Below are 26,948 nucleotides of genomic sequence, written 5' to 3' on the forward strand. Positions count from 1 at the left end.
GGCCCTACCTAGAAGTTGATCATGTGGCCGGCGAGGCCGTGGATCGCTTCCTGCAGCGCCTCACTGAGTGTGGGGTGGGTGTGGACGTTGCGTGCCAACTCGTTGACCGTGAGGTCCCATTTCTGGGCCAGGGTCAGCTCGGGCAGCAGTTCCGAGACGTCCGGTCCGATGAGGTGTCCACCGAGCAGTTCGCCGTGTGTGGTGTCGGCGATCAGCTTGACGAAACCGGTCGGGTCACCGAGACCGTGGGCCTTGCCGTTCGCTGCGAACGGGAAGTTCGCGACCTTGATGTCGTAGCCCTCGGCCTTGGCCTGCTCCTCGGTCAACCCGAAGGACGCGACCTGCGGCTGGCAGAACGTCGCACGCGGCATCATCCGGTAGTCACCGAGCGTCTGCGTGTCTGCGCCGCCGATGGTCTCGGCTGCAACGACGGCCTGCGCCTCCGCGACGTGTGCAAGCTGCAGCTTGGCGGTGACGTCACCGATGGCGAAGATGTTCTCGACGTTGGTGCGCATGTAGTCGTCGATCGCGATGGCGCCGCGGTCGGTGAGGGCGACGCCGGTGTTCTCGAGGCCGAAGCCCTCCACGCGCGGTGCAAATCCGACGGACTGCAGAACCTTATCGACGACCACGGTTTCGATCTCGCCGGACTTGTTGTCCTTGATCGAAACGCTGACCTTGCTGCCGTCGTCACTGATGGACTGGACAGCGGCGCCGGTCTTGATGGTGACGCCGAGCTTCTTGTACTGCTTCGCGATTTCCTTCGAGACGTCGGCGTCCTCGTTGGGCAGTGCCCGGTCGAGGAACTCCACGATCGTCACGTCGACGCCGTAGTTCTTGAGGACGTAACCGAACTCCATGCCGATCGCGCCGGCGCCGACGATGAGGATCGAGCCCGGCAGGTCGCGGGTGAGGATCTGCTCTTCGTAGGTCACCACGTTCTCGCTCAGCGAGGTGCCCGGCAGCAGCTTGGTGTAGGAACCGGTGGCGATGATCGCGTTGTCGAACGTGATCGTCTCGGTGCCTCCCTTGCTGAGCTCGACGTTGATGGTGTTGGCGTCGGCGAACGTGCCTTTGCCGTCGAATTCGGCGATCTTGTTCTTCTTCATCAAGAAGTGGATGCCCTTGACTCGCCCGTCGGCAACCTTGCGGCTGCGATCGAAGGCGGAGCCGAAATCGAAGGACACGTCTCCGGACATGCCGAACGTCTTCGCTTCTTTTGTGAAGATGTGCGCGAGTTCGGCATTGCGGAGAAGCGCCTTGGACGGGATGCAGCCCACGTTCAGGCACACACCGCCCCAGTACTTCTGCTCGATGATGGCAGTGCTCAGGCCCAGTTGTGCCGCGCGGATAGCAGCGACGTACCCACCGGGGCCGGCTCCGAGGACAACGACGTCATAGTGTGAGGTCACGATGTAACAGGGTAGTCCTGCATCGTTTTCCTGTCCCCGGATGGTCGCCTTACCGGCCAGTAGACCAAACTTCTGCGGCAACTCGGGCGAAATTTCCGCCGTAGATCGCTTCGATCGAGGACTCGTCGAAACCGCGCCGACGCAGAACGACGTCCAAGGTGAGGGTGTCTTCCGGCGGAACCCACTGCAGCGGTCCCCACGCGGTGTACGCCTCGGAGAACGACGCCGCGTGATTGTGTATCTCGTCGAGGAAGTCCTCCGCGTCGAACGAATAGTCCGAACCGATCCCGACGTGATCGACACCGACGAGTCCGACGGCTTCCTCGATGTGATCGGCCATCGCCTCGAGCCTGGCTTTGTTGTCGTCGGGGCCGTTGACGCCGAGGAAGATTCCCACGCCGTTGATCCCGATAACTCCGCCGGTGTCGGCACACGCCTTGGCCTGATCGTCGGTGATGTTTCGGGGGTGCTCCCACAATCTGCGGAGATTCGAATGGCTGTAGATCATGGGACGTGTCGTGGCAGCGGCCAGATCCAGACCGGTCCGGGTCGAGCAGTGCGAGCCGTCCACCATCATGCCGACGCGGTTCATCTCGGCCACGAGTTCGCGGCCGTACGCAGTCAAGCCTGTGTCGACGGCGTCGAGGCATCCACAGCCGGCGGCGTTGACGTGGTTGTACGTCGGCAACATCGACCGCACGCCCAGATCGTAGAAGTACGCGATGTTGTCGGGATCGCCGTCCAGTGGGTTGGAATCCTCGAGGTCGAATGCCAGCGCGATTCCGCCGGATCGCTGCACGTCGGCAACATCGAGAATCGTCGAGACCGGTGTGATTTCCGGATACTCGACGCGCGCCTGCCAGGCAAAGCTCTTGACCAGCGCGGTTGAATCCGCACGTGTGTGAGGCGCATAACCGACATTGACCGAAACGTAACTGCCCTCAGGCCGCCGGTACCGCAATAGCTCCGCAATGGAGGCATTGGACTGCAAAGGCAGGCAGCAGTGCTGTTCCCAGATCGGATATGTCCGGTTCACCCGTTGAGCATATAGGTAAACAGCTAGGTCAATCCGAAACTGGTCAATCGTTCAGCAAATCTTCGGTTCACTGGCGAATAGCGCGCCGATGCTGTAGAAAGATCAAGACTTGCACGCTCTATATGCGTCGGGATGCAAAAACCCATACGGAGAAGTGTCGACGAAGGATCGTTCCACCCGGGGCGGATCTACAAGGTAATTCAGGTGGAGGGTTCTTAAGCCTATGCGTTCTCGTACATTCAAGCGCGGCCGTGTGGTCGCCGCGATTGCAGCGGTGTCCGTGCTGCCGATGCTTGTCAGTCCGGCCATGGCTTCTGCCGGTGGTGACACCGCTGGAACTCGTACCGCTCCCGCAGCGTATTCGACGGATTCGTACCTCGCGAGCCGCACCGACAACGGTCGCAAGTCCACGATCACCGTGTACTCGCCGTCGATGGGTCGCGACATTCCCCTCGAGGTCATCCTTCCGGCTGACACGAGCGAACCGCGTCCGACGCTCTACCTCCTCAACGGTGCAGGCGGCGGCGAAGACCGCGCGACCTGGCAGCGCCAGACCGATGTCATGGACTTCTTCAATGACAAGAACGTCAACGTCGTCACCCCGATCGAGGGCGCATTCAGCTACTACACCGACTGGGTTAACGAAGATCCGGCTCTCGGTGTTCAGAAGTGGCAGACGTTCCTGACACAGGAACTCCCGCCCGTCATCGACGCAGAGTTCAACACCAACAAGGTGCAGTCGATCTCCGCGATCTCCATGACCGCCACCTCGGTGCTCAACCTCGCGATCGCAGCCCCCGGCCTCTACAAGAGCGTCGGCGCGTACAGCGGTTGCGCCGAGACCAGCACCCCGGTCGGCCAGAGCTCCATCGAACTGGTTGTCGGCATGCGCGGCGACGCGGATGTCACCAACATGTGGGGCCCGCTCGACGGACAGGGCTGGATCGACAACGACCCGGTTGTCAACGCCGAGAAGCTCCGCGGCACCGAGCTGTACGTCTCCACCGGCTCCGGTCTGCCCGGCCCGCACGACACCCTCGCCAACGAGGCAGTCGACGGCCAGGTCGGCGTGTTGGCCAACCAGATCATCGTCGGCGGCATCATCGAGGCAGCGGTCAACTACTGCACCCACAACCTCGCGTACCGCTTGAACGAACTGCAGATCCCGGCAACGTTCGACTTCAAGCCCACCGGCACCCACTCGTGGGGCTACTGGCAGGACGATCTCCACAACTCGTGGCCGATGATCGCCAACTCCATGGGCGTCTGACACCACCAGCTTCAAGCACTCGACCCCGCTCTCCTCGACTTGGAGAGCGGGGTTGTGTGCTACATGGATGCTGGAACCATTAAACGCTCCCCTGACCATGGCAATTCTGGTTTACTGACCAGTGACATCGACCCCGGACACACGCCGGGGCACACGTAGTGGAGGTTTCAGATCGTATGGGCGCTCGTACATTCACGCGGGGACGTTTGGTCGCTGCAGTAGCAGCACTGTCCGTGATCCCGATGCTGATCAGTCCCGCCATCGCCTCCGCGGGCGGCGACTCATCCGGCACAACGGCACAAGCCACATCGGGTACCTCCGGTTCGTACCTCGCGAGCCGTAGCGACAATGGCCGCAAGTCCACGATCTCCGTGTACTCGGCGTCGATGGGTCGCAACATTCCGCTCGAGGTCATCCTCCCCGCAGACAACAGCGCACCGCGCCCGACGCTCTACCTCCTCAACGGCGCAGGCGGCGGCGAAGACTCTGCGACGTGGCAGCGCAAGACCGACGTCATGAACTTCTTCCAGGACAAGAACCTCAACGTCGTCACCCCGCTCGAAGGCGCATTCAGCTACTACACCGACTGGGTCAACGACGATCCCGAACTCGGTCGTCAGAAGTGGCAGACGTTCCTGACACAGGAACTCCCACCCGTCATCGACGCCGAATTCAATACCAACAAGGTCCAGTCGATCTCCGCGATCTCCATGACCGCCACGTCGGTTCTCAACCTCGCGATCGCAGCCCCCGGTCTGTACAAGAGCGTCGGCGCGTACAGCGGTTGCGCCGAGACCAGCACTCCTGTCGGCCAGGGTGCTATTCAGCTGGTCACCGGCATCCGTGGTGGAGCTGACATCGCGAACATGTGGGGCCCGGTGGGCAGTCAGGGTTGGATCGACAACGACCCGGTTGTCAACGCCGAGAAGCTTCGCGGCACCGAACTCTACGTGTCCACCGGCTCCGGTCTGCCCGGCCCGCACGACACCCTCGCCAACCCTGCGATGAACGGTGAACCCGCCAATCTGGCCAACCAGATCATTGTGGGCGGCCTCATCGAGGCAGCGGTCAACTACTGCACCCACAATCTGGCCTACCGTCTGAATCAGCTGCAGATCCCCGCGCAGTTCGACTTCAAGCCCACCGGTACCCACTCGTGGGGCTACTGGCAGGACGATCTCCACAACTCGTGGCCGATGATCGCGCGTTCGCTGAACGTCTGAGTCCACCCACTTTTCGGCCCCGTTCCCACTGCCTTTCGGGAGCGGGGTCGAATGCTGTCGGCGGGGAGCAGTAAGAATGGAGCCATGACATCCGATCAGAACTCCCCCGTCGACAGCGATCCGTACCTGTGGCTCGAAGACGTCACGGGCGAGACCGCTCTCGACTGGGTGCGTGCGCACAACGCCGTCACCGAAGCACAACTCGCAACCGGTGAGCGCTTCGAGCAGATGCAATCGGATGTCCGCGAAGTCCTCGACACCGACGCTCGCATCCCGTACGTGCGTCGCCGCGGTGAGTATCTGTACAACTTCTGGCGCGACGGCACCAATATTCGTGGATTGTGGCGACGGACCACGCTCGAGCAGTATCAAAGCGACAACCCCGAGTGGGACGTGTTGGTCGACCTCGACGCGTTGGCCGAAGCCGAGGGCGAGAACTGGGTCTGGAAGGGCACGCAGTTGCTGCGCCCCCACCGCGATCGCGCCTTGATCAGTTTGTCGCGCGGTGGAGCCGACGCCGCAGTGGTTCGCGAATTCGACATGGAGACACGACAATTCCTCTCTCCTGATGGACCCGATGCAGGTTTCTACCTTCCCGAGGCCAAGACCGACATCGACTGGATCGACATCGACACCGTGTATCTCGGAACCGATACCGGGCCGGGATCACTCACCGATTCCGGTTACCCCCGTCTCGCACAGCGATGGAAGCGCGGCACTCCCCTCTCCAGCGCCGAAACGCTGTACGAGGGCGAAAGCACCGACGTTGCGATCTCCGCATCACATGATCCGACGCCTGGCTTCGAGCGGGACTTCGTCACCCGCTCCGTCGATTTCTACAACTCACGACGGTTCCAGCTCACGCTCGACGACGAACTCGTTCTCATCGACACACCCGAAGACGCCGGTATCTCGATTCACCACGAGTGGTTGCTGATTCGCACCAAATCGCCGTGGACGGTCGAGGACACCGAGTACGCAACGGGCACCTTGCTGGCCGCTCGATACGAGGATTACCTCGCGGGCGCTCGCGAACTCACGGTCCTGTTCGAGCCCGACGATCATTCGTCGCTCGACCACTACAGCTGGACCCGCGATCATCTGATTCTCGTCGTTCTGACCGACGTCCGGACCACCCTGCGCATTCTGACTCCCGCCGACAACACTTGGGAAGAAAGGCCTTTCGAGGGCCTGCCCGAGCTCACCACCATCGAAATCCTGGACACCGATCCCGATTCCGGCAACGAGTACTTCCTCAACGCCAGCGGATACACCTCGCCGGCAACGCTTCTGCACGGAGTCATCGGGGAATCCGAACCCACAGTTGTCAAGTCTGCGCCCGCATTCTTCGATGCCACAGACATTGTGACGCAACAGTTCTTCGCAACCTCGGCCGACGGTACCCAGGTCCCCTACTTCGTGGTCGGCACCGAAGACAGCACACCCGGACCCACTCTTCTTTACGGCTACGGCGGATTCGAGGTGTCGCTGACTCCGTCGTACAGCGGTTCCATCGGGCGGGCCTGGCTCACTCGCGGCGGCACGTACGTCGTGGCCAACATCCGCGGCGGCGGCGAGTACGGGCCAGGTTGGCACACACAGGTTCTCAAGTCCGGACGCCACAAGGTGCACGAGGATTTTGCGGCTGTCGCTCGCGATCTGGTCGACCGCGGCATCACCACACCGGAATTGTTGGCCGCCCAGGGTGGTAGCAACGGCGGACTGCTCATGGGCATCATGCTCACCAAGTACCCAGAGCTGTTCGGCGCCATAGTCTGCCAGGTTCCACTCCTCGACATGCGACGGTTCCATCTCCTCCTGGCCGGCGCATCCTGGATGGCGGAGTACGGCGACCCCGACAACGCTGACGAGTGGTCCTTCATCTCGCAGTACAGCCCGTATCAGAACATCGACGCGGACGGCTCGTACCCGCCGATCCTCATCGCGACGTCCACTCGCGACGACCGCGTCCACCCAGCGCACGCTCGCAAGATGGCCGCGCGCCTGGAGGAACTGGGCAAGCCGGTGCTGTACTTCGAGAACATCGAAGGCGGGCACGGCGGCGCCGCGGACAACGCGCAGTTGGCCTACAAGACCGCGCTGACCTACGAATTCCTGTGGCAGAAGTTCAGCTGAGCGATCAGCGGTCGCGCAGCCAGGCGACGATGCACTCGGTCACAGCATCCGGTTTCCGGATCCAGCCGTTGTGACCGAGTGGTTCGTCGACGTGCACCATCGTCACCTGTGATCCGGTGAGCTTGTCCACCAAGTTCTTTGCGGATCGACGCGGAGCAAGGTCGTCGCCGTCGATGGTGACGGACAGGACCGGCAGGTTCAGGCGGGCGATCCGCTCCTCGTAGTCGATGTCTGCGCCGACGGGTTCGATGGTGCCGGTGCGCGCAAATCTGGCCCAGTCGGTGATCAACACTTTCGACTGCCGCCCGAAGCCGCCGACACTCAGGCGATCACCGGGCCAGAACCCGGCGATGTTGGCTGTCACCGACATCGCCGACGAACCCAGATACAACCCCGGAGCGCGAATGCCCGGGAAGCCCCGGTGGTACGGCGAACCGGACGCCACCAGGATCAACCCACCGAGGCGTCCGCGAATCCTCGCTGCGTACATCGTCCCTAGCTGACCACCCATGCTGTGACCGAGCAGGAATGGTGTACTCGCTGGGAACCTTTCGCGCACCACTTCGAAGGTGGCGGGGAAATCTACCGACACCAACTCCTGATACCCGAAACTCGACGACGCACTTGGTCGCGGCCGGCTGTCGCCTTGGCCACGCAATTCCCCGATCGCCGCGTTGAACCCCGCGGTGACCAACGCTTCGGCCACCGGATCGTAGAACCCAGCAGGCACACCGAGACCGGGAAACATCACGACGACGGGAGCGTCGTCGACCGGTCCCGGAAACAGGCGGATCGGAGTGACGGTTCCATCGGGAAGTTGGATCGGCACGGTCTCCATTCGTCTCACACTAACGACCGCGACGGCATCGGGCAGCAGTCTTGCTATTCCAGACTGCCCACAACCAGCGGATCAGGCGTTCCGACGATGTCGTGATCCTTGTTGTCGTAATCGAACTGGCTGAGGACATGCCGCATCGCGTTGATCCGCGCACGCTTCTTGTCGTTACTCTTGATGACGGTCCACGGAGCGGTCTCCGTATCGGTGAAGCGGATCATTTCTTCCTTCGCGGCGGTGTACGCATCCCACTTGTCGAGGGAGGCGATGTCCATCGGCGAAAGCTTCCACTGCCGAACAGGATCCACCTGCCGAATCGCGAACCGCGTCCGCTGCTCGAGCGGTGAGACGGAGAACCAGAACTTGATGAGGCTGATGCCGTCGTCGACAAGCATCTGCTCGAACAACGGAACCTGCCGCAGAAAACGCTCGTGCTCCTCGTCCGTGCAGAACCCCATGACACGCTCGACTCCGGCCCGGTTGTACCAGGAGCGATCGAACATCACGAGTTCGCCCGCAGCGGGAAGATGCTGCACATAGCGTTGGAAGTACCACTGCGTCGACTCTCGCGCCGACGGCTTTTCCAGCGCAACGACGCGTGCGCCTCGCGGGTTGAGGTGTTCCATGAAGCGCTTGATGGTGCCGCCTTTGCCTGCTGCGTCGCGGCCTTCGAACACGATCGCGTGGCGGGCACCGGTTTCTTTGGACCAGTTCTGCAGCTTCAGGAGTTCGATCTGCAGCAGACGCTTGGCGATCTCGTACTCTTCGCGTGACAACCGAGAGTCGTACGGGTATCCCTCGCGCCACGTGTCGACCTCGAAACCGCCTGGTGCCGTGAGCAACACGGGATCGTCGTCGTCACTGTCGTCGACGGTGAATGCCGTCGTGTCAGTCAGGTCCACCGCACTCGACAGGTCGGCGAAGGCACTGAGAAAAGGACGGCGCTCTGCTATCTCGGTCATTCCCGACAGGCTAGCCGTCAACAGCAACCAGTTGGTGACGCCCTGATGAACGGGCGAATTCGATGCTCGGTGAAGATCAGGGATAGATGGGGGTGATTCCCGATGGTCGAAGTGGCCTGGTCAGGCCAGACTTGAACCATGACATTCGAGAGCAACACACCCCGCCCGTTCACCCGATCCACCGAAAACAAAATGCTCGCCGGAGTGTGCGGCGGGATTGCAGAATATTTTGGCGCCGACGTCAATCTGATTCGTGTTCTGGCAGTGATTGCCGCCGTCTGCACCGGTGGAACTGCAGCCTTGGTCTATCTTGCAGCGTGGATGCTCATGCCATTGGGATAGCGCGCCCGAGAAAAGTATTGCGGGGCCCACGCATTTCTCGCGTGGACCCCACAATAAAAACTCTTGACCTATTTCGCGGCTTTGAGCGTTCCACCACTGAGTTCGGCAAGCGCGGTCAGGCCTTTGACAGCGATTTCGCTGACACTGCCTAGTCCCTGGCCGATAAGAGTTCCGACAGAACCCGCAGCATCCATTACGGAGCCTTCAATCATGTTTGTTCTCCTTCTATCCGCACAGTTACGGGATGGTCAGATAATTCAGAACTGCAAGACTACGGAGCGACAACAGCGGGTGCGAAACTGATGGCGTCAAGAGATCCGGAGATCCCACCGAAGGTGTCACTCAACGAGCCGAACAAGTTGGCACCCAAGTTATCCAACCCTAACAGCACATTCACCAGTGCCTGAGTTGCGGTTTCGCCATTCTCCATAACATAACCGAGGATGTTTACCAGCGACCCCATTTTTAACTCCTCAACAGAAAACTTGCGAACATTGTCTATCAGCACGTTAGCGGCAAAACTGAAATTCAGTGGCGAAATGGAAAATTGTCTGTCAATCTCCATAATTAAGATCAAATATGCAGGTACAGAGCATTTTGGGGCCCGCGCGACGTGCGCCCGGGCCCCAAAACCAAGCTCTTTTGTGCTACTTGGCGGCTTTCAGCGTTCCACCGCTCAGTTCGGCAAGAGCGGTGAGGCCCTTGACAGCAATATCGGCAACACTGCCCATGCCCTGGCCGATAATGGTGCCAACGGAACCCGCAGCATCCATGACGGATCCTTCAATCATGTTGTACTCCTAAATATCTGTTGAGTGAAGTGGATGTGCCAACTGCTCAGATTGCAGGATCAAGCTGGCGGGATAACTTCAGGCAGGAAACTAATCGTGTCGAGAGATCCGGAGATCCCTCCGAAGGTGTCACTCAGAGAGCCGAAGAGATTGGCACCCAAGTTATCCAATCCCATCAGCATGTTGAGAAGGCTCCCCAGCTGAGTGCCCATCCCGTCCGGTCCAAGAAGAATGTCCATCAAAGAACCCATGACTGAACTCCCTATCTAGAAGGATCCCCACTCGACCGCCAAAGAATCGGTTCCGGCGAAGGTTCACCGTTGATGTGTCGTCTACGACCTTAGTGTTAATCCTAGAACCTGTGTCCGAAATGAACGATTAACTCGATTTTCCCATTCTCGAAACAATTTACCGGACAAAATTCATTGCGATCCACAACAATTCCGGCCCGGCGGGCACCTGACCGGAAAATCATTCGACGGCGGGGACGTCGTACTCCACTGCCTGGCGCAGTTCGTCGAAACTCTCGCGCAGCAGCACGACATAGTGCTCCGGATCGGGCATCGCTCCGCGAGCGACGATGACGTTGAGCGTCAACGCGCCGCCGGCCGCGGCAATCAGGAAGTGGCGCAAAACATCTCCGTCAACCGGCGCCTGCCCACCCAACACGGCAACTGCGGGCGCACCGTCGAACACGTTTCCGTCGATCGTCACCGGGACATTACTGATCGTGGTGTGCTGCATGACCTCACGATCCGTATTCAGCTTGTTGAGGCGCCTGGCCAGCCCCGTCAAACGTAGTAACGGCGCAGGTGACGTCTCGATACGTGTGCTGAATTTCCGGACAGCGAGGTGCGAGCTACGCTCCTTGGCCACTTGCGCAGAATCCCGGATCCGGGTCAGTTTCTCGACCGGATCCGCAACGTCGGAGTGCAGATCGACGGTCAGGAGCGCGAGCTGATTGGCCGACTCCCATTCCGCAATCTGCCGCATCGAGCGCGGAACCATTGCCGCCAGAGGGCGTTCCGGCCGCTCGTCCTTCTCCTCGAGATACTTCTCGAGCGCCCCAGCCACCACCGTCAGGAAGATATCGTTCACCGTCACCCCGGGCACGGCGGCTCTGATCGCCTTGATGTCAGCACCGTCGAGCGTCACGAACTCCAGGGCCAGATCACCCTCCAGCACGTGGTTGAAACGCGTCGGCGGGCGGTCTGCGACGTACTTCGCCAACTCACCGGATTCCTCGGCCTGTGTGATCTCTTCTGCGGCTACCTTTGTCGCCGAGAGACCCTTCCCGAACCGGATCAGTTGTCCCGGGAACCCGAGGACGCTGCGCCCCATCATCTCCACGAGCGGCAGACCCGATTCCCGTGCGGATGACTTGGGTTTTGCCGGCCCCGAGAACAATCGGTTGGTGAGGTTCCTGATCTCCAAACCGTCGCCGGCGCTGTGATGAGTTTTGAGCATGATGAGCGTCAGGTCACCGGGTAGATCGTCGATCCCGCTGATTCCGGTCATGACTTCCAGCTCCCAAGGCGGCCGCGTCAGATCCATCGGCGCGCTCAGAGACTTGCCCAGCAATGCTCGCACCGGTGCCCATCCGGGCCCCGACGCCTTGTGCACCCGCACATGATCGTCGACATCGAAATCAGTTGCCGGCACCCAGTACGGATAGTCCAGGTCGAGGGGAACTCGCTGCACTCGGCTCGTGAACAGCGGCCAGTACCCGAACCGTTCCGAAATCCATCCAACCGCGTCGGCGTGTGTCATGTCGGCCAGCGGATGGCCCGCAGTGTCGAAGAAGTACGCGCACACCATATGACTGAGGTGGCCCTCGGACTCGTTGTAGATGAACTCCGCATCCCGCGGACCCAACTGAGCTACCCCGGTTGGCAACGAGTTCCGAAAGATCATGTGTGCCCCTCACATCCGACGCTGGAAGACTGTCCGGATTGTATCGGTCAGGTGTCCAAATATCCGGGGATTGCCCAGGCTTCTCCCCCGGACCTGAGTGCACACAAGTTCCTGGCGGCAGGCACATCCGGCCGTCCCCTGACGAGTTGTGGGCAACGGTGCACACGACATGAGGCCGAGCCGCCGCACTCACTCCCGCTGGCTGGGCCGAACAATTGCCGACGCGAATCGGGCAACACTAAGGTGACTGCGATCACAGATTCGCGGCGAGGACAGGAGTTCATGGTGAGAACCACTCGCAAGGTGGACGATCCGGTGTCGGTTGTCGATCGAATTTCGGCCATCCTCGAAACCTTCGAGAACACAGGGCCACTCACGCTCGCCGAGGTAACTCAGCGAACGGGGATCCCTCGCTCCACCGCTCACCGCCTGCTCGAGCAACTCGTGACCAAACGGTGGATCACTCGGCAAGAACACCGATACGAACTCGGCAGCAAGTCGTACGAACTCGGCCAGTGGGCACTCAATCAGAACCGACTGCGCCATGGAGCGGTGCCCGTCTTGAACCGGCTAGCTCGTTCCACCGGGCTGACGGTCCATCTGGCGGCACTGAACAACAGTGACGTCTTGTACTTGGACCGCGTCCCCGGACGAACGCCACTAGCACTCCCCAGCCGTGTCGGCTCGCGACTTCCCGCACACGTCACCGCCGTCGGCAAGGCGATTCTGGCCAATCTCGAACCAGACAAGATGCAGAGCATTACTCGCGCTCCGCTTCGCAAGACAACCCAGTACAGCATCGCGTCGCAAGAACACCTCTACACAGAATTGGATCGCGTCCGCGACCGCGGGGTAGCGATGGACCGCGAAGAATCAGTGCTCGGAATTGCCTGCGTGGCAACGTCAATCGGTCCGCGCGATCACTACTACGGCAACCGCGCAGCACTCTCTGTCTGCGGACCGATCGACGACATGAAAATGAATCAACTCGTATCAACGGTGCGTATCGCAGCGCGCGATATCTGGGATACCTGCGTCGCAAACGATCTTCGCTCCAAGAATCAATTCGAAGCGTCCTGATTCTGTTCCTCCATGCGCCCCATGAGTTGCGCGTAAATCGCACGATCCGTTCGCGGACCACCAGGCGTCGAAGCGCCGTATCGTTCGATCTCGGCAGCGATGTCCAGCGGTCGCGTGTGCGCAACACCAGGCACAAGTTCACCGTCGAGTAGCCCGTCCGGTACCAGCCAGGTGACTTCGAATTCGATTCCGTCCGGGTCGCGACCGTACAGGGCCTTGGTCGCGGCGTGATTGGACGCTCCGCCGAGAGCATTCGCGGCCAGCATGCGATCGCGGCATTGCGCGAGTTCGCTCAGCGTCTCAACCTCCCAGGCCAGGTGGTAGAGACCTACCGCGCCATCTCGCGCCCGCGGCGCGCTGGCCTGAAAGAGCCCCAGGTCGTGATCGTTTGCCGAATTCGCGCCGCGCAGGAATGCTCCGCCGGGGAAATTCACGGGAAGCTTCTCGAATCCCAGTACATCGCAGTAGAACGACGCACTCCGCTCGACGTCGGAAACGAACAGCACCGCATGGTTCAGGCTTCGAATAGCCATTACTCTCGTACCTCCGGCAAACTCAGGTCGGTCATCGCACACATTCCCTTTGCTTGTCCTGCGACGTCGATGACGCGTGGCAGCGAGGTAATGCGCAAGAGCTTCCTCCGCAACCTGTGGATTTCCGCTACTGCCTCGGACACTCAGCAGCTTAAACTGAATTCGCTGCGGCGCTCAGGTCGGGCTCTCCCAACGGAAGGCTTGGACCACTCAGTGTTCCAGAAATTGTGTCAACGTCACTTGCAAGCTCGCGAACGAACGAGCCAATCCGACAAACATACGCACTGCTTCAGCCATGAGTATCCGACCGCATCCACGCGATGTCTGCGATCGTCCGACCGACACAATCGCAGCAAACTTCGCGAACAGGCACTCTCGACAGACGACTTCTAACAACTACTAGTCGCGCCGGGTTCGCACTAGCACCGGTCACAGACCACTCTTACTCATGGTGACGACAACAGATCAACATCCGATTCCCGTCCGCAATTAGCGACAAGATCAACGCCTAACAACACCCCGACCGAAACCGTATTTCCGATCAAGAAGCGCAATTCGATGCAAAAATTGCAGTCTCACGACTAACTATCGCGCGGCTCCCTGATGGAGTTTGGTCACCCACACGGGATCGAGGGCCAGGTCATTGGCCGAAAATTCTGAGCTTAAGAAACGAGATGACGTAGCACGCAACATGCAGCAATGAGCCGACTACAAATCCCCGACAGCACTGACCACAGCACCCACCCGCTGACGATCAGTGTGGCGACACCCTCCAACCTAGACGCATCCGAATTATCAACTTGGACTAGTACTTTCAGTGGGTTCAGTACACCGAAACTAGTACTTTCAGAGGATGCGGTGCGCCGAAACTAGGCACCCGCTAGTACTTTCGACGGATACAGTGCCACTGAACTCTCTTCGGACACTAGTACTTTCGATGGATACGCCAGGTGCGCGAGCCGCTCTGGTCGATTCACTTGGATCGAACGAATTACCGGGCGACAAGCGGCCAATGCGTCGAAAATTATTGGTAGACAGCCTAAGTAACCTATACAGGCACAGGATTCGACAGATGATCGGCCGCATCCACGCCGGCCAGCACACAGGAGGGCCGATCCGTTGCCACATCGATCGGCCGATACAAGGACGATCGTTCGCAAACTAGGGGCGTGACCAGCAAAAACTGAAACAGGTTGCAAATTGCGGAAAATTTCTTTGACAAAAAGTGACCGAATCGAGCTATCCTGCATTAGCGTGATGCCAGAAGCATCCACAAAGAGTAAGCAGGTCAACGAAAATCTGAGTGTTTGGAACACCAGTGTTTCCTGAGCTCTGCCCACGTTTTTACTCTTTGTGGACTTACACAAGCCGGCGTTTATGAATGCGCAACTATCGTTTACCGATCTACCGAAAGGGTGGAACTCTGTATGCTCGCACTGTTTTTTGCGACGACCGCGACGATGTTCAGCGACCTAATGGGAGTTCTGTATTCCGGATCAATAATTCCCGGAGTCGATGCTGGCACGGGGTCATTGGCCGAGGCCGTCAGCAACAGCTGATGGCAATGCAGTTCTTTTCCGAATATTTTCTGACGACAGGAGTGAATGATGAAACTCGGATCAATCGCCGATATGTTCGACCCGCCGTACGGTGAACTGGTCAAGATGATTATTGGGTTCATATTCGTGATTCCCGTCATGGGGTCCATCGATATGAATTTCAATCCCGTTCAATAATAATCAATCGTTGAGGAGCAAATAAATCGTGGATACTTCGAGCCTTATGGGCGCGCTCGGGAGCATCGATGCAGCACTATTGCTGCCGGTATTGGAGTCGATGAAGGGCATAGTTGGCGGAATATTCGCAACCGTGTCCGCGGCCATCAATCTTGGGGTTACCGGTTCTGCGGGATCCTCCGGACTCATCCAATCGGGCCTCGGCTCCATCGCCGGCACGTAATTAGGAGATAAAACAACAATGTTCAATATTCTTCTGGCCTACTTGTCCGACATGGTCGCGTTCGGTTCTGTTGACCTGGTAGGTACATTTGCGAAGTACCTCGACACCTTGTCTTCCTTCACCCAACCAGTCTGAAATGAGAGGAATTTACAATGATTGAGAGGTACCTTATCCACATGCTGAACTGGGTTGGGCTCGTTACCGAGTACACGGCCATCGGAAGCATGGTGATCAAGAACCCCAAGTGAACGGTCTGGGGTGGACGGATGGTAGCCGTCGATCTACCAAATGATCATGGTCTTCTGGCCATCATCCATGGAACTCAGAGAATCCCCGAGGCTGACATAAGCCTCGGGGATTTTCGACTTCAGCAGCGCCAGCATATAGCTCTGCACCCCCACACGAGGAGCACCCATGAGATTGTCCAATCCATTGGCAATGAGGGTTACGCAATTGAGCCCACGCGATGCCGATTACATCTACAACGAAGCCGATGGGCATCTGGGACACCTCATCGGCGTCTATTTCTTCGAGACCTCGCGACACCCCGATTCGGAATTCTCACAGGAACAAGCCGTCGAGTGGGTCACTGCGCGCCTCGGCCACAACCGGATGTTTACGCAACGCATTCAGCGAACACCACTGAGCCTCGAGCATCCGCATTGGGTCCCAGCCAGCAACTTCGACGTGAGTGACCACGTACAAGTCACCAATATCACCGAGCCTGGTTGGGCCGCACTGCAGGATCCGCTTAGCAAGTTGTTGACCTCCCGGATGGACTTGACACGTCCACCTTGGGAACTGCACTTTTTCAATGGAATAGAGGGACTGGACGATCTGCCCGGCCGACTGACCGCTGTAGTCCTCAAGTCGCACCACAGCGGCGCGGACGGAATTGCGATCCGAATGTTGGGTGAAGCCATCTTTTCGGATACGTTGCGGCCGGCGGAGTTCGAGCCTGCGATACCGTTTTTGAAGGCGCGCATGCTCCTCAATGCTGTGCTGAGTATGCCAAAACAGGTTCTACGATTCGCCAGACACGTGCCCGCCAATCGTGCGGCTCACAGGGCCGTTGCCGAAGCACAGGCTGCTGGCGAATGGGTCGAGAGTTTCCGCGATCATCCAACAACCCGTTTCAACGGCAAGGTGAGCGGGTCTGGGACACTCGAGCAGATCACGCTGCCCGGTGCAGCTGTTCGCCAGATCAAGGATGCAGTCTCCGGGGCAACCATCAACGATGTTCTGCTAGCAGTCGTCGGCGGTGCTCTGATGAGGTACCTGACGGAGAAGGGTGAAGAGCCGAAGGGATCACTCGTTGCGATGGTGCCACGGTCGATGCGCAAGATAGAAGACTGGGAGTCTGCGAATCAGTTGGTAATCCTGGCAATTGATATGCACACCCACGTCGAAGATCCGTTGAAACGGGTGGCGCTCATTGCAGAGTCTGCCCGTTTGGAGAAAGCTCGCACTTCCCACCTCGCGATCCGCCGTGTAAGCGCTGCGATCGAAACAGCGCCGGCACCATTGCTGCGGTTGATTGCATATACACGTAGGAAGAACCCCTACGACCTGAACCACCCCTGCTACCAGCACACAATGGTGAGCAATATTCCGCTCTCGGTCGACGGGCTAACTTTGAACGGGGCACCGGGCGCAGCTGTGCTCGCGACACAACCGCCAGTGGACGGGGATGGGCTGCGGCACTTTATGGTCGCCGCATCCGGCGGCGGGTTAACTCTCAATGTCATAGCGGACACAGTGGCAATGCCGGATCTCCATCACTACATTGGGCTTCTTCGCGCGAGTTTCGAGCAGCTCAAGATGGCATCCGATGAGAGATCCCGCGATCTTGACAGAAACAAGGTCACTTCCTGACAGAAACAACCTCCGATCAACAGACTGATCGAAGCCGTGCGCCATGCGAAGAAACTTGTGAAGTCGAGTTCCACCACACCCTCACTCACGCAAAAGCCCGGCCCACCAAATGGTGGACCGGGCCTCTGGGAGCTAAGGGGATGGACTCAGAAGTCCATGCCGCCCATGCCGCCGGTGGGATCGCCTGCGGGAGCAGACTTCTCCGGCTTGTCAGCGACAACAGCTTCGGTCGTCAGGAACAGAGCCGCGATGGACGCTGCGTTCTGCAGTGCCGAGCGGGTGACCTTGACCGGGTCGTTGATGCCTGCAGCGAGCAGGTCTTCGTACTCGTTGGTCGCAGCGTTGAGGCCGTGACCTGCGGGCAGGTTCGAGACCTTGTCCGCAACAACGCCGGGCTCGAGGCCTGCGTTGAATGCGATCTGCTTGAGCGGAGCGGACAGTGCAACGCGAACGATGTTCGCGCCGGTTGCCTCGTCACCTTCGAGCTTGAGGTCGTCCAGGGCGGGAGCTGCCTGGATGAGTGCTACGCCGCCACCGGCGACGATGCCCTCTTCGACAGCTGCCTTAGCGTTGCGCACTGCATCTTCGATGCGGTGCTTGCGCTCCTTGAGCTCAACCTCGGTTGCTGCGCCTGCCTTGATGACTGCAACGCCGCCGGCCAGCTTGGCCAGACGTTCCTGCAGCTTCTCGCGGTCGTAATCCGAGTCGCTGTTCTCGATCTCAGCGCGGATCTGGCTGACGCGACCTGCGATGGCGTCGGCGTCGCCGGCACCTTCGACGATGGTGGTCTCGTCCTTGGTGATGACAACCTTGCGTGCCTGGCCGAGGAGCTCGAGGCCTGCGGTCTCCAAGGAGAGTCCGACCTCTTCGCTGATGACCTCGCCACCCGTGAGGATGGCGATGTCGGCGAGCTGAGCCTTACGACGGTCACCGAAGCCGGGAGCCTTGACGGCAACAGACTTGAAGGTGCCACGGATCTTGTTGACGACGAGGGTGGAGAGAGCTTCGCCCTCGACGTCCTCGGCGATGATCAGGAGCGGCTTGCCGGACTGGATAACCTTCTCCAGCAGGGGCAGCAGGTCCTTGACCGTGGAGATCTTGGAGCTGACGAGCAGGATGTAGACGTCTTCGAGGACGGCTTCCTGACGCTCTGCATCGGTGGCGAAGTACGCCGAGATGTAGCCCTTGTCGAAGCGCATGCCCTCGGTGAGCTCGAGCTGCAGGCCGAAGGTGTTGGACTCCTCGACCGTGATGACGCCTTCCTTGCCGACCTTGTCCATTGCCTCGGCGATGAGCTCGCCGATGGACGGGTCGCCTGCGGAAATACCGGCGGTAGCAGCGATCTGCTCCTTGGTGTCGATCTCCTTGGCGGTTTCGAGCAGGCGAGCTGTGACAGCCTCGACAGCCTTCTCGATGCCGCGCTTGAGGCCGAGCGGGTTCGCGCCGGCTGCGACGTTACGCAGGCCTTCGCGGACCAATGCCTGTGCGAGGACGGTGGCGGTGGTGGTGCCGTCGCCAGCGACGTCGTCAGTCTTCTTGGCGACCTCCTTGACGAGCTCCGCGCCGATCTTCTCGTACGGGTCGTCGAGTTCGATCTCCTTGGCGATGGAAACACCATCGTTGGTGATCGTGGGGGCGCCCCACTTCTTTTCGAGAACGACGTTGCGACCCTTGGGGCCCAACGTCACCTTGACAGCGTCGGCGAGGGCATTGAGGCCTCGCTCGAGGCCGCGACGTGCCTCTTCGTCGAACGCGATGATCTTTGCCATTGCGAAGTGATCCTCCGGATAGGGGGTGACACACAAGGTGACCGCTCGTCGGGTCACCTCATCGGCACAGGGCGACCGAATTTTGCTTAGGTCACCCATCTAGCCTGTGGTCTTAAGTCAGTGCCCGCGACGGACGACCGGGGGTGTCGATGGATCCCGGTCTCACTGACTCGACCTGGCACTCACAGCTCGCGAGTGCCAATTGCATTTTTAGCACTCGAGCGTGCCGAGTGCAAGGTCAAGACTCAGCCGGCGATGCAGAACTGCCCGTTGGTGAAGTTCACAGCGAAGGACAAGTTGCCCATGCAGTTGACTCCGTTGGCGTCAGCCGTCGCTCCCGCTCCCCAACCGGCGATGGCGACGGTGAAGTTTCCGTCGGCCGCACCGGCGCGGGCGATGCCGCCACCGAGTGCGTAGGCGTGCGCCTGACCGTTGCCGCGCGAAGCGCCGAGAGCCGTTCCGAAACCGTTGGCGTAAGTGTTGGTGTAGCTGTTGTCAGCCGAGACGCTGACAGCTGTTCCGCTCTCCATGGCACCGGCCTGCGAGCGTCCCGCACCAACAGCCTGTGCGCCACAGCTCGCGGTGTCCGATACCTGAATGTCGTTTACCAACGGCGGCGACACACACGTAACGGGTGCAGCCGAAGCGACTCCCCCGCCTGCCAGCGCCAGCCCCGCAACCAAGCCCATCCCCGCGGTCACCACAGCCCCTGTTCTCGCCAGGCGGCCCCCCAACCGACTACTGGTACTTCCGTTAACTCGTGAGGACGAGCGGCGGAACCAGACTGACGAGATCAAGGGCATAGAAAACTCCTTCTTGGAACACGTTCATGGATTCGGGCGCGAGAGTACCCGCTCACATGACGTCCGTCACGCTTTGCAGGTCACGACTCGAGCAAGGTTTCCAACAATCCCGGTAGATCCGCCACGGAATCGATGACATAGTCCGGCTGTTGCGTTGCCAATTCGAGCACTGCCTGCCGAAACTTGCCGGTACGCACCAGAACTCCGGTCAACCCGACCCTTTGCGACGAAAGGATGTCACCGATCAGATCGTCTCCCACCATGACCGTCGCTTCGGCGTCGACGTCCATCAATTCGGTGGCCGCGAGAAAGCCCGTGAGCGACGGCTTGCCGACGGCCGCGATATTGACGCCGGCAACTTCCTCGAAACCCGGTAGGTACGTTCCGGTGTCGATCCTCAAGCCCGTATCTGTCTCCCACATCATTCCTCGGTGCATCGCGACCACCGGGACACCGTCGAGCAAATATTCGAGCACCTGACTCAGGGCCTCGTGAGTGAATTCGGGACCTGCGCCGCCGAGGATGACAACATCAGGGTTCTTGTCGACCAGTTCGATTCCCTCGAGGTCGCTGGACACATCGCCGTTGTTGAGCACCCAGGCCTTCGCTTCGGGATATGTGGTGCGCACGTACTCCGCCGTGAGCCTTGCTGCGGTCACAATCTGGCTGGGTTCGACCGCAATTCCCGCGTCACACAGTCCCTCCGCAATCAGGGTCGAACTGCGGGAGGTGGTGTTGGTGAGAAACCCACACGCCAAGCCCCGACTACGCACATCGCGGACCGCCTCGCCGGCACCCTCGATGGGCTGCCATGACGTGAGCAGGACTCCGTCGATGTCGAACAGAACACCTTCGATGTCAGCCATTGCACCAGCCTATAGTTGCAACCCCGACGCGTCGCACCACAAGAAACGAACCGGCTCAGTAGGCTCAGCCTCATGGACCTGCGCGACGACGATCTCTTCAGCGTCGCGGGATCCTTGGCGGAATTACTCGGAGCCCCCGTCACCATCGAGGACGAGAACTCGACCGTCCTTGCCTACTCCGGTGGTGAACAAGCCGTGGACGAGGCTCGGATCGGAACCATCCTCGGCCGGCAGGTACCCGGCCGAATTCGCGAACTACTCTCGAATGCAGGTGTTTTCGAACGCCTCCATCGCGAGACGGACCCTATCTACGTCAACCTCGACGATCCGGCGATCACTCCCCGGCTTGTCATCGCCGTGCGAGAGAACAACATTGCCGTCGGGTCTATCTGGGTGGCACTCGCCGGCGAGCCGACGCCGTCCCAGGAATCGACACTTCGCGCTGCTGTGCCCGTGGTTGCGGAGCACATCGCGTCCGAGCGGGACCGGATCAACAGCACCAGACGCCGCCAGACCGAGCGAGTCAAAGCACTGATCGGCGGCGGCGAGCAGGCATTCCGCGCCGCCGAGGACTTGCGACTGCGCGGACCGCTGACCGTTGTAGCGGTTGGCGCGACAGCCGGTTTCATGCCGAGCACCGTCGCGGCGTCGTTGGGTCTGTATCTCGACACACTGGCCGTCGACGCCGTGATCGCGCAGTTGATCGACGCGACGTATCTTGTTGTCTCCGCTGACGAAGCGAACACCCGCCGATTGCTGGAGGACTTCCTCGGTCGCGCCCGCGAACGCGCACAACTTGCCGTGGCGGTGGGCCGAACTGTGAAATCCGCCAGCGAATGCCATCTATCGCGCGCCGACGCCGACCATGTTCTGGGCGCGCTGCGGCACAACCGGTCCGGCGGGATTGTCGCGGGAATGAACGACACCTTGGCGTCAGTACTGGCATTGCATGTCGCCGACATCTTCGACGGACTGGGCGATGTCACACCCCTTGGCGCGTTGGACGAGCACGACCGTCGGCACGGCAGCGAACTTGTCGCCACGGCCCGCACCTTCCTCGACAAGGGCGGTGATGTCGCGAATTCTTCCGCAGCACTGCACGTTCACCCCAACACCCTGCGCAATCGGCTACGCCGCTGCAAGGACATGTGTGGTGTTGACCTGACCGACGCGGACACTCGACTGATCCTGATGCTCCAGTTCAAACTGCGGAATTGAACGCCCGTTGTGCATATGCACAGCGCCTGATCTCTACCTGTGGCCGAACGGCCACTCCTTTTGCCCTCCCCTCAGCCCATGCTTGAAACAGAGCCGGTGTGACCGGCGTCTCGCATGTCAACGGAGCTAAAGGAGCAGGTCATGGGAACTCGTCAGAGCCCCGATCGTGTGGTCGTGGTCGGCGCAGGCATGGTCGGATTGTCGACGGCCTGGTTCCTCCAGGAACGTGGAGTCGACGTCACCGTCGTCGATCGAGATGGCGTCGCCGCTGATGCCAGCTGGGGAAATGCCGGCTGGCTCGCGCCCGCTCTCACGCTTCCGCTCCCCGAACCTGCAGTCCTTCAGTACGGCCTGCGCGCGATGCTCAGCCCGTCGTCGCCGGTGTATGTTCCGCTGACAACCGATCTGAAACTGATCCGGTTCCTGGTCGGATTTGCTCGCCACTGCACACCCTCGAAGTGGCAGGAAGCAATGTCCGTCTACACGGAAGTGAACCGAACTGCGCTGGGCGCATTCGACGAACTTGCCGACGGTGGCGTCAAGGAGCACACCCGCTTGGCTGATCCGTTCCTCGCGGCGTTCGCGTCGGAGCAGGATCGCGAGAACCTGGTCGAGGAGTTCCGTCATGTGGAGGCCGCCGGCGGCGAGGTCGACTTCGATCTCCTCGACCACGATGCGATCCACTCGCTCGAGCCAACCCTCGGCACCGGTGTGAAGGCCGGAATCCGGCTGCGTGGTCAGCGTTTCATCGATCCCCCGCAATTTGTGAACTCGTTGGCCGACGCCGTCCGTGAACGTGGCGCCGAGATCATCACCGGCTTCGATGTGGCGTCAATCGACGACCGTGCCGACGGCGTGAGTGTTCGCTCCGCCAACGGTGATTCGCGTGCAGCAGATGCAGTCGTGATTTCCAGTGGCGCTCGCTTGAACAAGCTGGCAGCGCCGTTCGGTGTGCGCAAACTGGTGCAGGCGGGACGCGGATACAGCTTCAGCGTCACACCCGATCACCTGCCCAAGAACCCGGTGTACTTCCCCACTCAGCGCGTGGCGTGCACGCCGCTGCACGACAGGTTCCGCGTCGCCGGAATGATGGAATTCCGCAGCCCAGACGCACCGTTGGATCCGCGTCGCGTGCAGGCGATCATCGACGCCGCAAAGCCCATGCTCCGCGGCATCGACTGGACTGCGCGTGACGAGGAATGGGTCGGATCACGTCCCTGCACCACTGACGGGTTGCCGTTGATCGGTGCTACGAAGTCGCCGCGCGTCCATGTCGCGGGTGGTCACGGGATGTGGGGAATCGCGTTGGGTCCGTTGACCGGAAAGATGATGGCGGAGTCGATGACGGCAGGCACGATGCCTACTGTGATGCGCCACTTCGATCCGCTGCGCTGACGGCGGGTTTCACCCATTTGTAGTACGCGCCGGCCAGCAGCACGAGCCATCCGGCGCCCACCAGTAGGGCAACACGGGTGTCCGCAATGACGCCCAACAGGATGATGACAAACACCAGGAAACCGATCGCGAAGATCTGACCGTACGGCCACAGCGGCACTGGAAACTTCAGTGCCGCTGTTTCGTCGGCACTCATCTGGCGGCGTGAACGGAACTGCGACAGCAGAATCATGACCCACACAAAGATGGTGGCGAAGGTCGCGAGCGACGCGATCACGAGGAAAACCTGGTCCGGGATCAGGTAGTTGAGCACCACGCCGACCAACAAGGCGACGGTCATGATGACAACGGTCATCCACGGAACTCCGTTGCGGGACACCTTCTTCATGACCTGCGGCGCTTGACCGGCGTGGGACATTCCGAACATCATGCGGCCGGCACCGAATACGTCGCTGTTGATGGCGGACAGCGCCGCGGTGATGACCACGATGTTGAGTATCGAAGCAGCGGTGCCCAATCCGAGGTTCTCGAAGATCTGCACAAAGGGACTGTTGTCGCTGGTGATGGTCTGCCACGGAATGATGATCATGATGACTGCGAGGGTGCAGACGTAGAAGAGAATGATGCGTACCGGAACGGTGTTGACCGCTTTTCGGATGGTCCGCGCCGGGTCTTCTGCCTCACCGGCAGTGATTCCGATGATTTCGGTGCCGCCGAACGCAAACATGACGATTGCAAAGCACGCGAGGAACCCGCCGATTCCCGTAGCGAAGAATCCGCCGTCCGACCACAGGTTGCTGACTCCCGCGTCGGTGTCGTGCACGCCGAATCCGAACACGATGATCGCGATGCCACCCACGATCATCGCGATGATGGCGGTAATCTTGACGAGCGTGAACCAGAACTCGAGCTCACCGAACACCTTGACGCTCAACAGGTTCAGGGCGCCAATGAAGAAGACGACGGCCAGAACCCAAATCCAGCGTGGCACGTCCGGGAACCAGAACTGCATGTACAGGCCGAACGCTGTGACGTCGGCAAGACAGACGATCACCATCTCGAATGTGTACGTCCACCCTGTCATGAATCCGGCAAGCGGACCCAGATGCTGGTTGGCGTATTCGCTGAACGAACCGGAGACGGGGTTGCGTACCGCCATCTCACCGAGAGCGCGCAGCACCAGGTACACCGCGAGGCCACCGATCAGGTAAGCCAGCAGAACCGACGGCCCGGCGCGCTTGATCGCTTCGGCACTGCCGTAGAAAAGTCCCGTTCCGATTGCCGAGCCCAGAGCAATGAAACGAATGTGCCGCGCCGTCAGCCCCCTCTTGAGTCCGGCCCGTTCGTCGGGCAAGGCGTCGGTGTTCACTCGGTACTCCAGTCGGATGGCAGGCATGCGTGCGCCGTCTATTGTCCGCTACCGGCCGCCAGCCTCCCGCCCACCCCTGCGACCTGGCCGTAAGGTGACCTGAGGCACATCGGGTATTGACGTATCGCGTACCGTCGGCAAAAGTGTTTGTAACTCGTCGTATCATCAAATTGACTGGAGAAACCATTGTCCAACACCCTCGAAGCCAGCATCGACATCAATGCATCCCCGCAGGATGTGTGGGCGATCGTCGCCGACCTGCAGCGGATGGGCGAATGGAGCCCCCAGTGCAAGAAGATGAAGGTCATCGGTGGAACCGTCCGTGAGGGTGCCAAGACCCTGAACATCAACCGCAAGGGCCTTCTCGTCTGGCCGACAACAGCGAAGGTTGTTCGGTTCGAGCCCAACAAGTCCGTCGCGTTCCGCATCGCCGAGAACCGCACCATCTGGTCGTACAACATCGAAGCGACCGAAACCGGAACCAAGCTCACCGAGCGCCGTGAAGCTCCCACCGGAACGTCCCAGGTCTCGCAGTTCCTGGTCAAGACGGTCTTCGGTGGCAACGACAGCTTCGAGGTCGAACTCGTCAAGGGCATGAACGCCACTCTCGAGCGTGTGAAGAAGGAAGCGGAAGCAGCCAGCGTTCCCGCTTGACCCTCGACCAGGTCGAGACTCCAGGATCCCTTTCATGGATCCCGTGATGAACCGAATAATGCAGGCACAAGAAATGGCGAGCTCCGGCGATCGGGCCGGGGCTCGCTCTGCATTCGAAAACGTGTGGCGCGACGTCGGCACTGATCCGCTGCACGTTGTCACCCTCGCGCACTACATGGCCGACGTTCAAGACGACCCTGCCGACGAACTTCAGTGGGATCTGCGTGCACTGGAAGCGGCTGATTCGCTGACCGATGCTCGGGCGCAAGAACACCATTCGACGCTGCAGGTTGCAGGCTTCTACCCGTCGTTGCACCTCAACCTGGCCGCCGACTACAACAAACTCGGTCGAGTCGCCGAAGCTCACGAGCATCTGACCAAGGCCGAAGGCGCGGCCGGAACACTCGTCGACGACGGATACGGCCGGATGGTTCGGGGCGGCATCGCGCGATTGCGGGCAGAATTCGATCGTGACCACTAGACCAGCGCTCCTGACCCCTGCGCTCCTGACAATCGGTGAGATGGCGAGGGCGTCGGCGCTACCGATCAGTGCGCTGCGCTTCTACGACAAGGAAGGCGTGCTGGTTCCGCACTCCGTCGACCTTCACACCGGTTATCGCTGGTACACCGACGACCAACTCCGCGATGCTCGCCTGATCGCGGGCATGCGGCGCGTCGGTGTCCCGGTTCGGGAAATGACAGCCGTCCTGACCGGGCCGGACCCACACTCCCGGTTGGACGCGCACTTGCGCAATCTCGAAGACGGGCTCGCCGACGCCCGAGCCGAACTCGATCGAATCCATCGGCTCATCGATTCACGGCCGACCGCAACCGGCGTCACCCTCGATTCCTGGGATGTACGACGCGCACTCGACGCCGTGCTTTTTGCCGTGGACGCCGATTCGGAGTTCCCGATCCTTCGCGGAGTACATATCGACATTCACGACGGTGTCGCGGCGTTTGTCACCACTGATCGGTACCGGCTAGCGGTCGCAGAAGTGAGCGTGCGATCCAATTTGACCGTCTCGGCAATCGTTCCGCTCGCCTTTGCGCGAAGGATGCGAGGCATCGCCGGAGTCGTGACGCTCACCTTCGCCACCCGATCGGTGACCGCGTCCTATCCCGGTGGATCGGTGTCGAGCCCACTCATCGAGGACGGTGAATTTCCGGACCATCGCATCCTGCGCGAAGACCGTGGCGCAACCGAACTGAGAGGTGACCAATTGGCGGCCCTGCTCAACGGCTCCACGGAAACAGCGATCGTAAGCGTCGACGGCAACGGAAGCGCTCGGATCGATCCGGCTGACGTGGTTCCCGCAGAGAGGTTCCGAGTGCTGGTCGATCGGCAGCGACTACGCGAGGCCGCGGCAGCGCAACCCGGTCGGGCACTGGTGATTCGGGCGAGCGGCGCGGCACTGCCTCTTGCTATCCGCACCACCGACTACGCCGGGTACTTCTCGTACTTGATGCCGCTACAGGCTGCGCACACGTAATAGAGTTGCCTAC

At 60.4% G+C, this 26,948-nt stretch carries 27 protein-coding genes; 13 read left to right on the forward strand and 14 right to left on the reverse strand.

Annotated features, from left to right (window positions below):
* Window positions 1-8: 8 nt before the first annotated feature.
* Both lpdA and FEZ60_RS14405 read right to left on the reverse strand, forming a co-directional pair.
* Window positions 9-1,412 carry a dihydrolipoyl dehydrogenase gene (lpdA, locus tag FEZ60_RS14400; RefSeq protein ID WP_033235567.1) on the reverse strand — a complete coding sequence of 468 codons (1,404 nt, stop codon included), beginning with the start codon at window positions 1,410-1,412 and terminating at the stop codon, window positions 9-11.
* A 49-nt stretch (window positions 1,413-1,461) separates the two neighbouring features.
* Entirely contained in the window at window positions 1,462-2,448 is a 987-nt protein-coding gene (locus FEZ60_RS14405) for a membrane dipeptidase (protein ID WP_033235568.1), read from the reverse strand.
* A 223-nt stretch (window positions 2,449-2,671) separates the two neighbouring features.
* Here FEZ60_RS14405 and FEZ60_RS14410 point away from each other — a divergent pair, with 223 nt between their 5' ends.
* From FEZ60_RS14410 to FEZ60_RS14420, 3 genes are all read left to right on the forward strand, one after another.
* Window positions 2,672-3,718, forward strand: coding sequence for an alpha/beta hydrolase family protein (locus FEZ60_RS14410; protein ID WP_033235569.1), 1,047 nt, complete (start codon window positions 2,672-2,674; stop codon window positions 3,716-3,718).
* A 176-nt stretch (window positions 3,719-3,894) separates the two neighbouring features.
* On the forward strand, window positions 3,895-4,941 hold the full coding sequence (locus tag FEZ60_RS14415; RefSeq protein WP_033235570.1) for an alpha/beta hydrolase family protein: 1,047 nt from the start codon (window positions 3,895-3,897) through the stop codon (window positions 4,939-4,941).
* 84 nt (window positions 4,942-5,025) lie between these two features.
* On the forward strand, window positions 5,026-7,077 hold the full coding sequence (locus tag FEZ60_RS14420) for a prolyl oligopeptidase family serine peptidase (RefSeq protein WP_242484603.1): 2,052 nt from the start codon (window positions 5,026-5,028) through the stop codon (window positions 7,075-7,077).
* A gap of 4 nt (window positions 7,078-7,081) precedes the next feature.
* Here the strand turns inward: FEZ60_RS14420 and FEZ60_RS14425 are convergent, their stop codons facing one another.
* Window positions 7,082-7,915 carry an alpha/beta fold hydrolase gene (locus FEZ60_RS14425; protein WP_033235572.1) on the reverse strand — a complete coding sequence of 278 codons (834 nt, stop codon included), beginning with the start codon at window positions 7,913-7,915 and terminating at the stop codon, window positions 7,082-7,084.
* Window positions 7,916-7,959: 44 nt separating this feature from the next.
* Window positions 7,960-8,874 (reverse strand): polyphosphate kinase 2, encoded by a 915-nt coding sequence (ppk2, locus tag FEZ60_RS14430; RefSeq protein WP_172936341.1) that lies wholly within the window; start codon window positions 8,872-8,874, stop codon window positions 7,960-7,962.
* Between the two features lie 138 nt (window positions 8,875-9,012).
* Here ppk2 and FEZ60_RS14435 point away from each other — a divergent pair, with 138 nt between their 5' ends.
* Entirely contained in the window at window positions 9,013-9,216 is a 204-nt protein-coding gene (locus FEZ60_RS14435) for a PspC domain-containing protein (RefSeq protein ID WP_116101785.1), read from the forward strand.
* Between the two features lie 68 nt (window positions 9,217-9,284).
* Here the strand turns inward: FEZ60_RS14435 and FEZ60_RS14440 are convergent, their stop codons facing one another.
* The 5 genes from FEZ60_RS14440 to FEZ60_RS14460 all read right to left on the reverse strand — a co-directional run bounded on the left by FEZ60_RS14440 (window position 9,285) and on the right by FEZ60_RS14460 (window position 11,921).
* Window positions 9,285-9,428, reverse strand: coding sequence for a hypothetical protein (locus FEZ60_RS14440; protein ID WP_165826256.1), 144 nt, complete (start codon window positions 9,426-9,428; stop codon window positions 9,285-9,287).
* A 59-nt stretch (window positions 9,429-9,487) separates the two neighbouring features.
* Window positions 9,488-9,781 (reverse strand): hypothetical protein, encoded by a 294-nt coding sequence (locus tag FEZ60_RS14445; RefSeq protein ID WP_116101786.1) that lies wholly within the window; start codon window positions 9,779-9,781, stop codon window positions 9,488-9,490.
* Window positions 9,782-9,863: 82 nt separating this feature from the next.
* A complete protein-coding gene (locus tag FEZ60_RS14450; protein ID WP_165826254.1) occupies window positions 9,864-10,007 on the reverse strand; it encodes a hypothetical protein in 144 nt (47 codons plus the stop codon).
* Window positions 10,008-10,066: 59 nt separating this feature from the next.
* The gene (locus FEZ60_RS14455) at window positions 10,067-10,258 is read right to left on the reverse strand and encodes a hypothetical protein (RefSeq protein ID WP_045063985.1); all 192 of its coding nucleotides are present in this window, start codon (window positions 10,256-10,258) and stop codon (window positions 10,067-10,069) included.
* Between the two features lie 220 nt (window positions 10,259-10,478).
* Window positions 10,479-11,921, reverse strand: coding sequence for a wax ester/triacylglycerol synthase domain-containing protein (locus FEZ60_RS14460; protein WP_172936342.1), 1,443 nt, complete (start codon window positions 11,919-11,921; stop codon window positions 10,479-10,481).
* Between the two features lie 282 nt (window positions 11,922-12,203).
* Between FEZ60_RS14460 and FEZ60_RS14465 the strand changes: the two genes are divergently transcribed.
* Window positions 12,204-13,001 (forward strand): IclR family transcriptional regulator, encoded by a 798-nt coding sequence (locus FEZ60_RS14465; RefSeq protein ID WP_033235790.1) that lies wholly within the window; start codon window positions 12,204-12,206, stop codon window positions 12,999-13,001.
* Here the strand turns inward: FEZ60_RS14465 and FEZ60_RS14470 are convergent.
* Window positions 12,983-13,534 (reverse strand): VOC family protein, encoded by a 552-nt coding sequence (locus FEZ60_RS14470; RefSeq protein WP_033235576.1) that lies wholly within the window; start codon window positions 13,532-13,534, stop codon window positions 12,983-12,985. The genes FEZ60_RS14465 and FEZ60_RS14470 overlap by 19 nt on opposite strands.
* 1,607 nt (window positions 13,535-15,141) lie before the next feature.
* Between FEZ60_RS14470 and FEZ60_RS32905 the strand changes: the two genes are divergently transcribed.
* The 3 genes from FEZ60_RS32905 (at window position 15,142) to FEZ60_RS14480 (ending at window position 17,368) form a co-directional block, all read left to right on the forward strand.
* Entirely contained in the window at window positions 15,142-15,270 is a 129-nt protein-coding gene (locus tag FEZ60_RS32905) for a hypothetical protein (protein ID WP_255285217.1), read from the forward strand.
* Window positions 15,271-15,298: 28 nt separating this feature from the next.
* A complete protein-coding gene (locus FEZ60_RS14475; protein ID WP_033235577.1) occupies window positions 15,299-15,493 on the forward strand; it encodes a hypothetical protein in 195 nt (64 codons plus the stop codon).
* Window positions 15,494-15,907: 414 nt separating this feature from the next.
* Window positions 15,908-17,368, forward strand: coding sequence for a wax ester/triacylglycerol synthase domain-containing protein (locus tag FEZ60_RS14480; protein WP_172936343.1), 1,461 nt, complete (start codon window positions 15,908-15,910; stop codon window positions 17,366-17,368).
* Window positions 17,369-17,514: 146 nt separating this feature from the next.
* Here FEZ60_RS14480 and groL read toward each other — a convergent pair whose 3' ends face one another.
* From groL to FEZ60_RS14495, 3 genes are all read right to left on the reverse strand, one after another.
* Window positions 17,515-19,137, reverse strand: a complete 1,623-nt coding sequence (groL, locus tag FEZ60_RS14485) for a chaperonin GroEL (protein ID WP_033235579.1) — start codon at window positions 19,135-19,137, stop codon at window positions 17,515-17,517.
* Between the two features lie 245 nt (window positions 19,138-19,382).
* Window positions 19,383-19,940 (reverse strand): DUF6764 family protein, encoded by a 558-nt coding sequence (locus tag FEZ60_RS14490; RefSeq protein WP_080711786.1) that lies wholly within the window; start codon window positions 19,938-19,940, stop codon window positions 19,383-19,385.
* Window positions 19,941-20,020: 80 nt separating this feature from the next.
* Complete coding sequence (locus FEZ60_RS14495) at window positions 20,021-20,806, reverse strand: HAD-IIA family hydrolase (RefSeq protein ID WP_172936344.1); 786 nt, start codon at window positions 20,804-20,806, stop codon at window positions 20,021-20,023.
* 72 nt (window positions 20,807-20,878) lie between these two features.
* On the opposite strand from FEZ60_RS14495, the gene FEZ60_RS14500 reads away from it, so the two are divergent.
* The gene (locus FEZ60_RS14500) at window positions 20,879-22,024 is read left to right on the forward strand and encodes a PucR family transcriptional regulator (protein ID WP_172936345.1); all 1,146 of its coding nucleotides are present in this window, start codon (window positions 20,879-20,881) and stop codon (window positions 22,022-22,024) included.
* A 141-nt stretch (window positions 22,025-22,165) separates the two neighbouring features.
* Window positions 22,166-23,419: an FAD-dependent oxidoreductase gene (locus tag FEZ60_RS14505; protein WP_045063993.1), complete on the forward strand. Its 1,254-nt coding sequence runs from the start codon at window positions 22,166-22,168 to the stop codon at window positions 23,417-23,419.
* Here the strand turns inward: FEZ60_RS14505 and FEZ60_RS14510 are convergent.
* Window positions 23,385-24,788, reverse strand: a complete 1,404-nt coding sequence (locus tag FEZ60_RS14510; RefSeq protein WP_095887945.1) for an amino acid permease — start codon at window positions 24,786-24,788, stop codon at window positions 23,385-23,387. The two genes, FEZ60_RS14505 and FEZ60_RS14510, sit on opposite strands and share 35 nt — an antisense overlap.
* Before the next feature lie 186 nt (window positions 24,789-24,974).
* Here FEZ60_RS14510 and FEZ60_RS14515 point away from each other — a divergent pair, with 186 nt between their 5' ends.
* Genes FEZ60_RS14515 through FEZ60_RS14525 form a run of 3 tightly spaced genes read left to right on the forward strand, consistent with a single transcriptional unit; the run spans window position 24,975 to window position 26,935 of the window.
* On the forward strand, window positions 24,975-25,442 hold the full coding sequence (locus FEZ60_RS14515) for an SRPBCC family protein (RefSeq protein WP_095886778.1): 468 nt from the start codon (window positions 24,975-24,977) through the stop codon (window positions 25,440-25,442).
* A 34-nt stretch (window positions 25,443-25,476) separates the two neighbouring features.
* The gene (locus FEZ60_RS14520; RefSeq protein WP_172936346.1) at window positions 25,477-25,923 is read left to right on the forward strand and encodes a hypothetical protein; all 447 of its coding nucleotides are present in this window, start codon (window positions 25,477-25,479) and stop codon (window positions 25,921-25,923) included.
* Entirely contained in the window at window positions 25,913-26,935 is a 1,023-nt protein-coding gene (locus FEZ60_RS14525; protein ID WP_233364349.1) for a MerR family DNA-binding transcriptional regulator, read from the forward strand. Before FEZ60_RS14520 ends, FEZ60_RS14525 begins: the two co-directional genes overlap by 11 nt.
* The last annotated feature ends 13 nt before the right edge of the window (window positions 26,936-26,948 follow it).

The organism is Rhodococcus sp. MS16 (genome assembly GCF_013277795.1).
GTDB classification, from domain to species: domain Bacteria; phylum Actinomycetota; class Actinomycetes; order Mycobacteriales; family Mycobacteriaceae; genus Rhodococcus_F; species Rhodococcus_F globerula.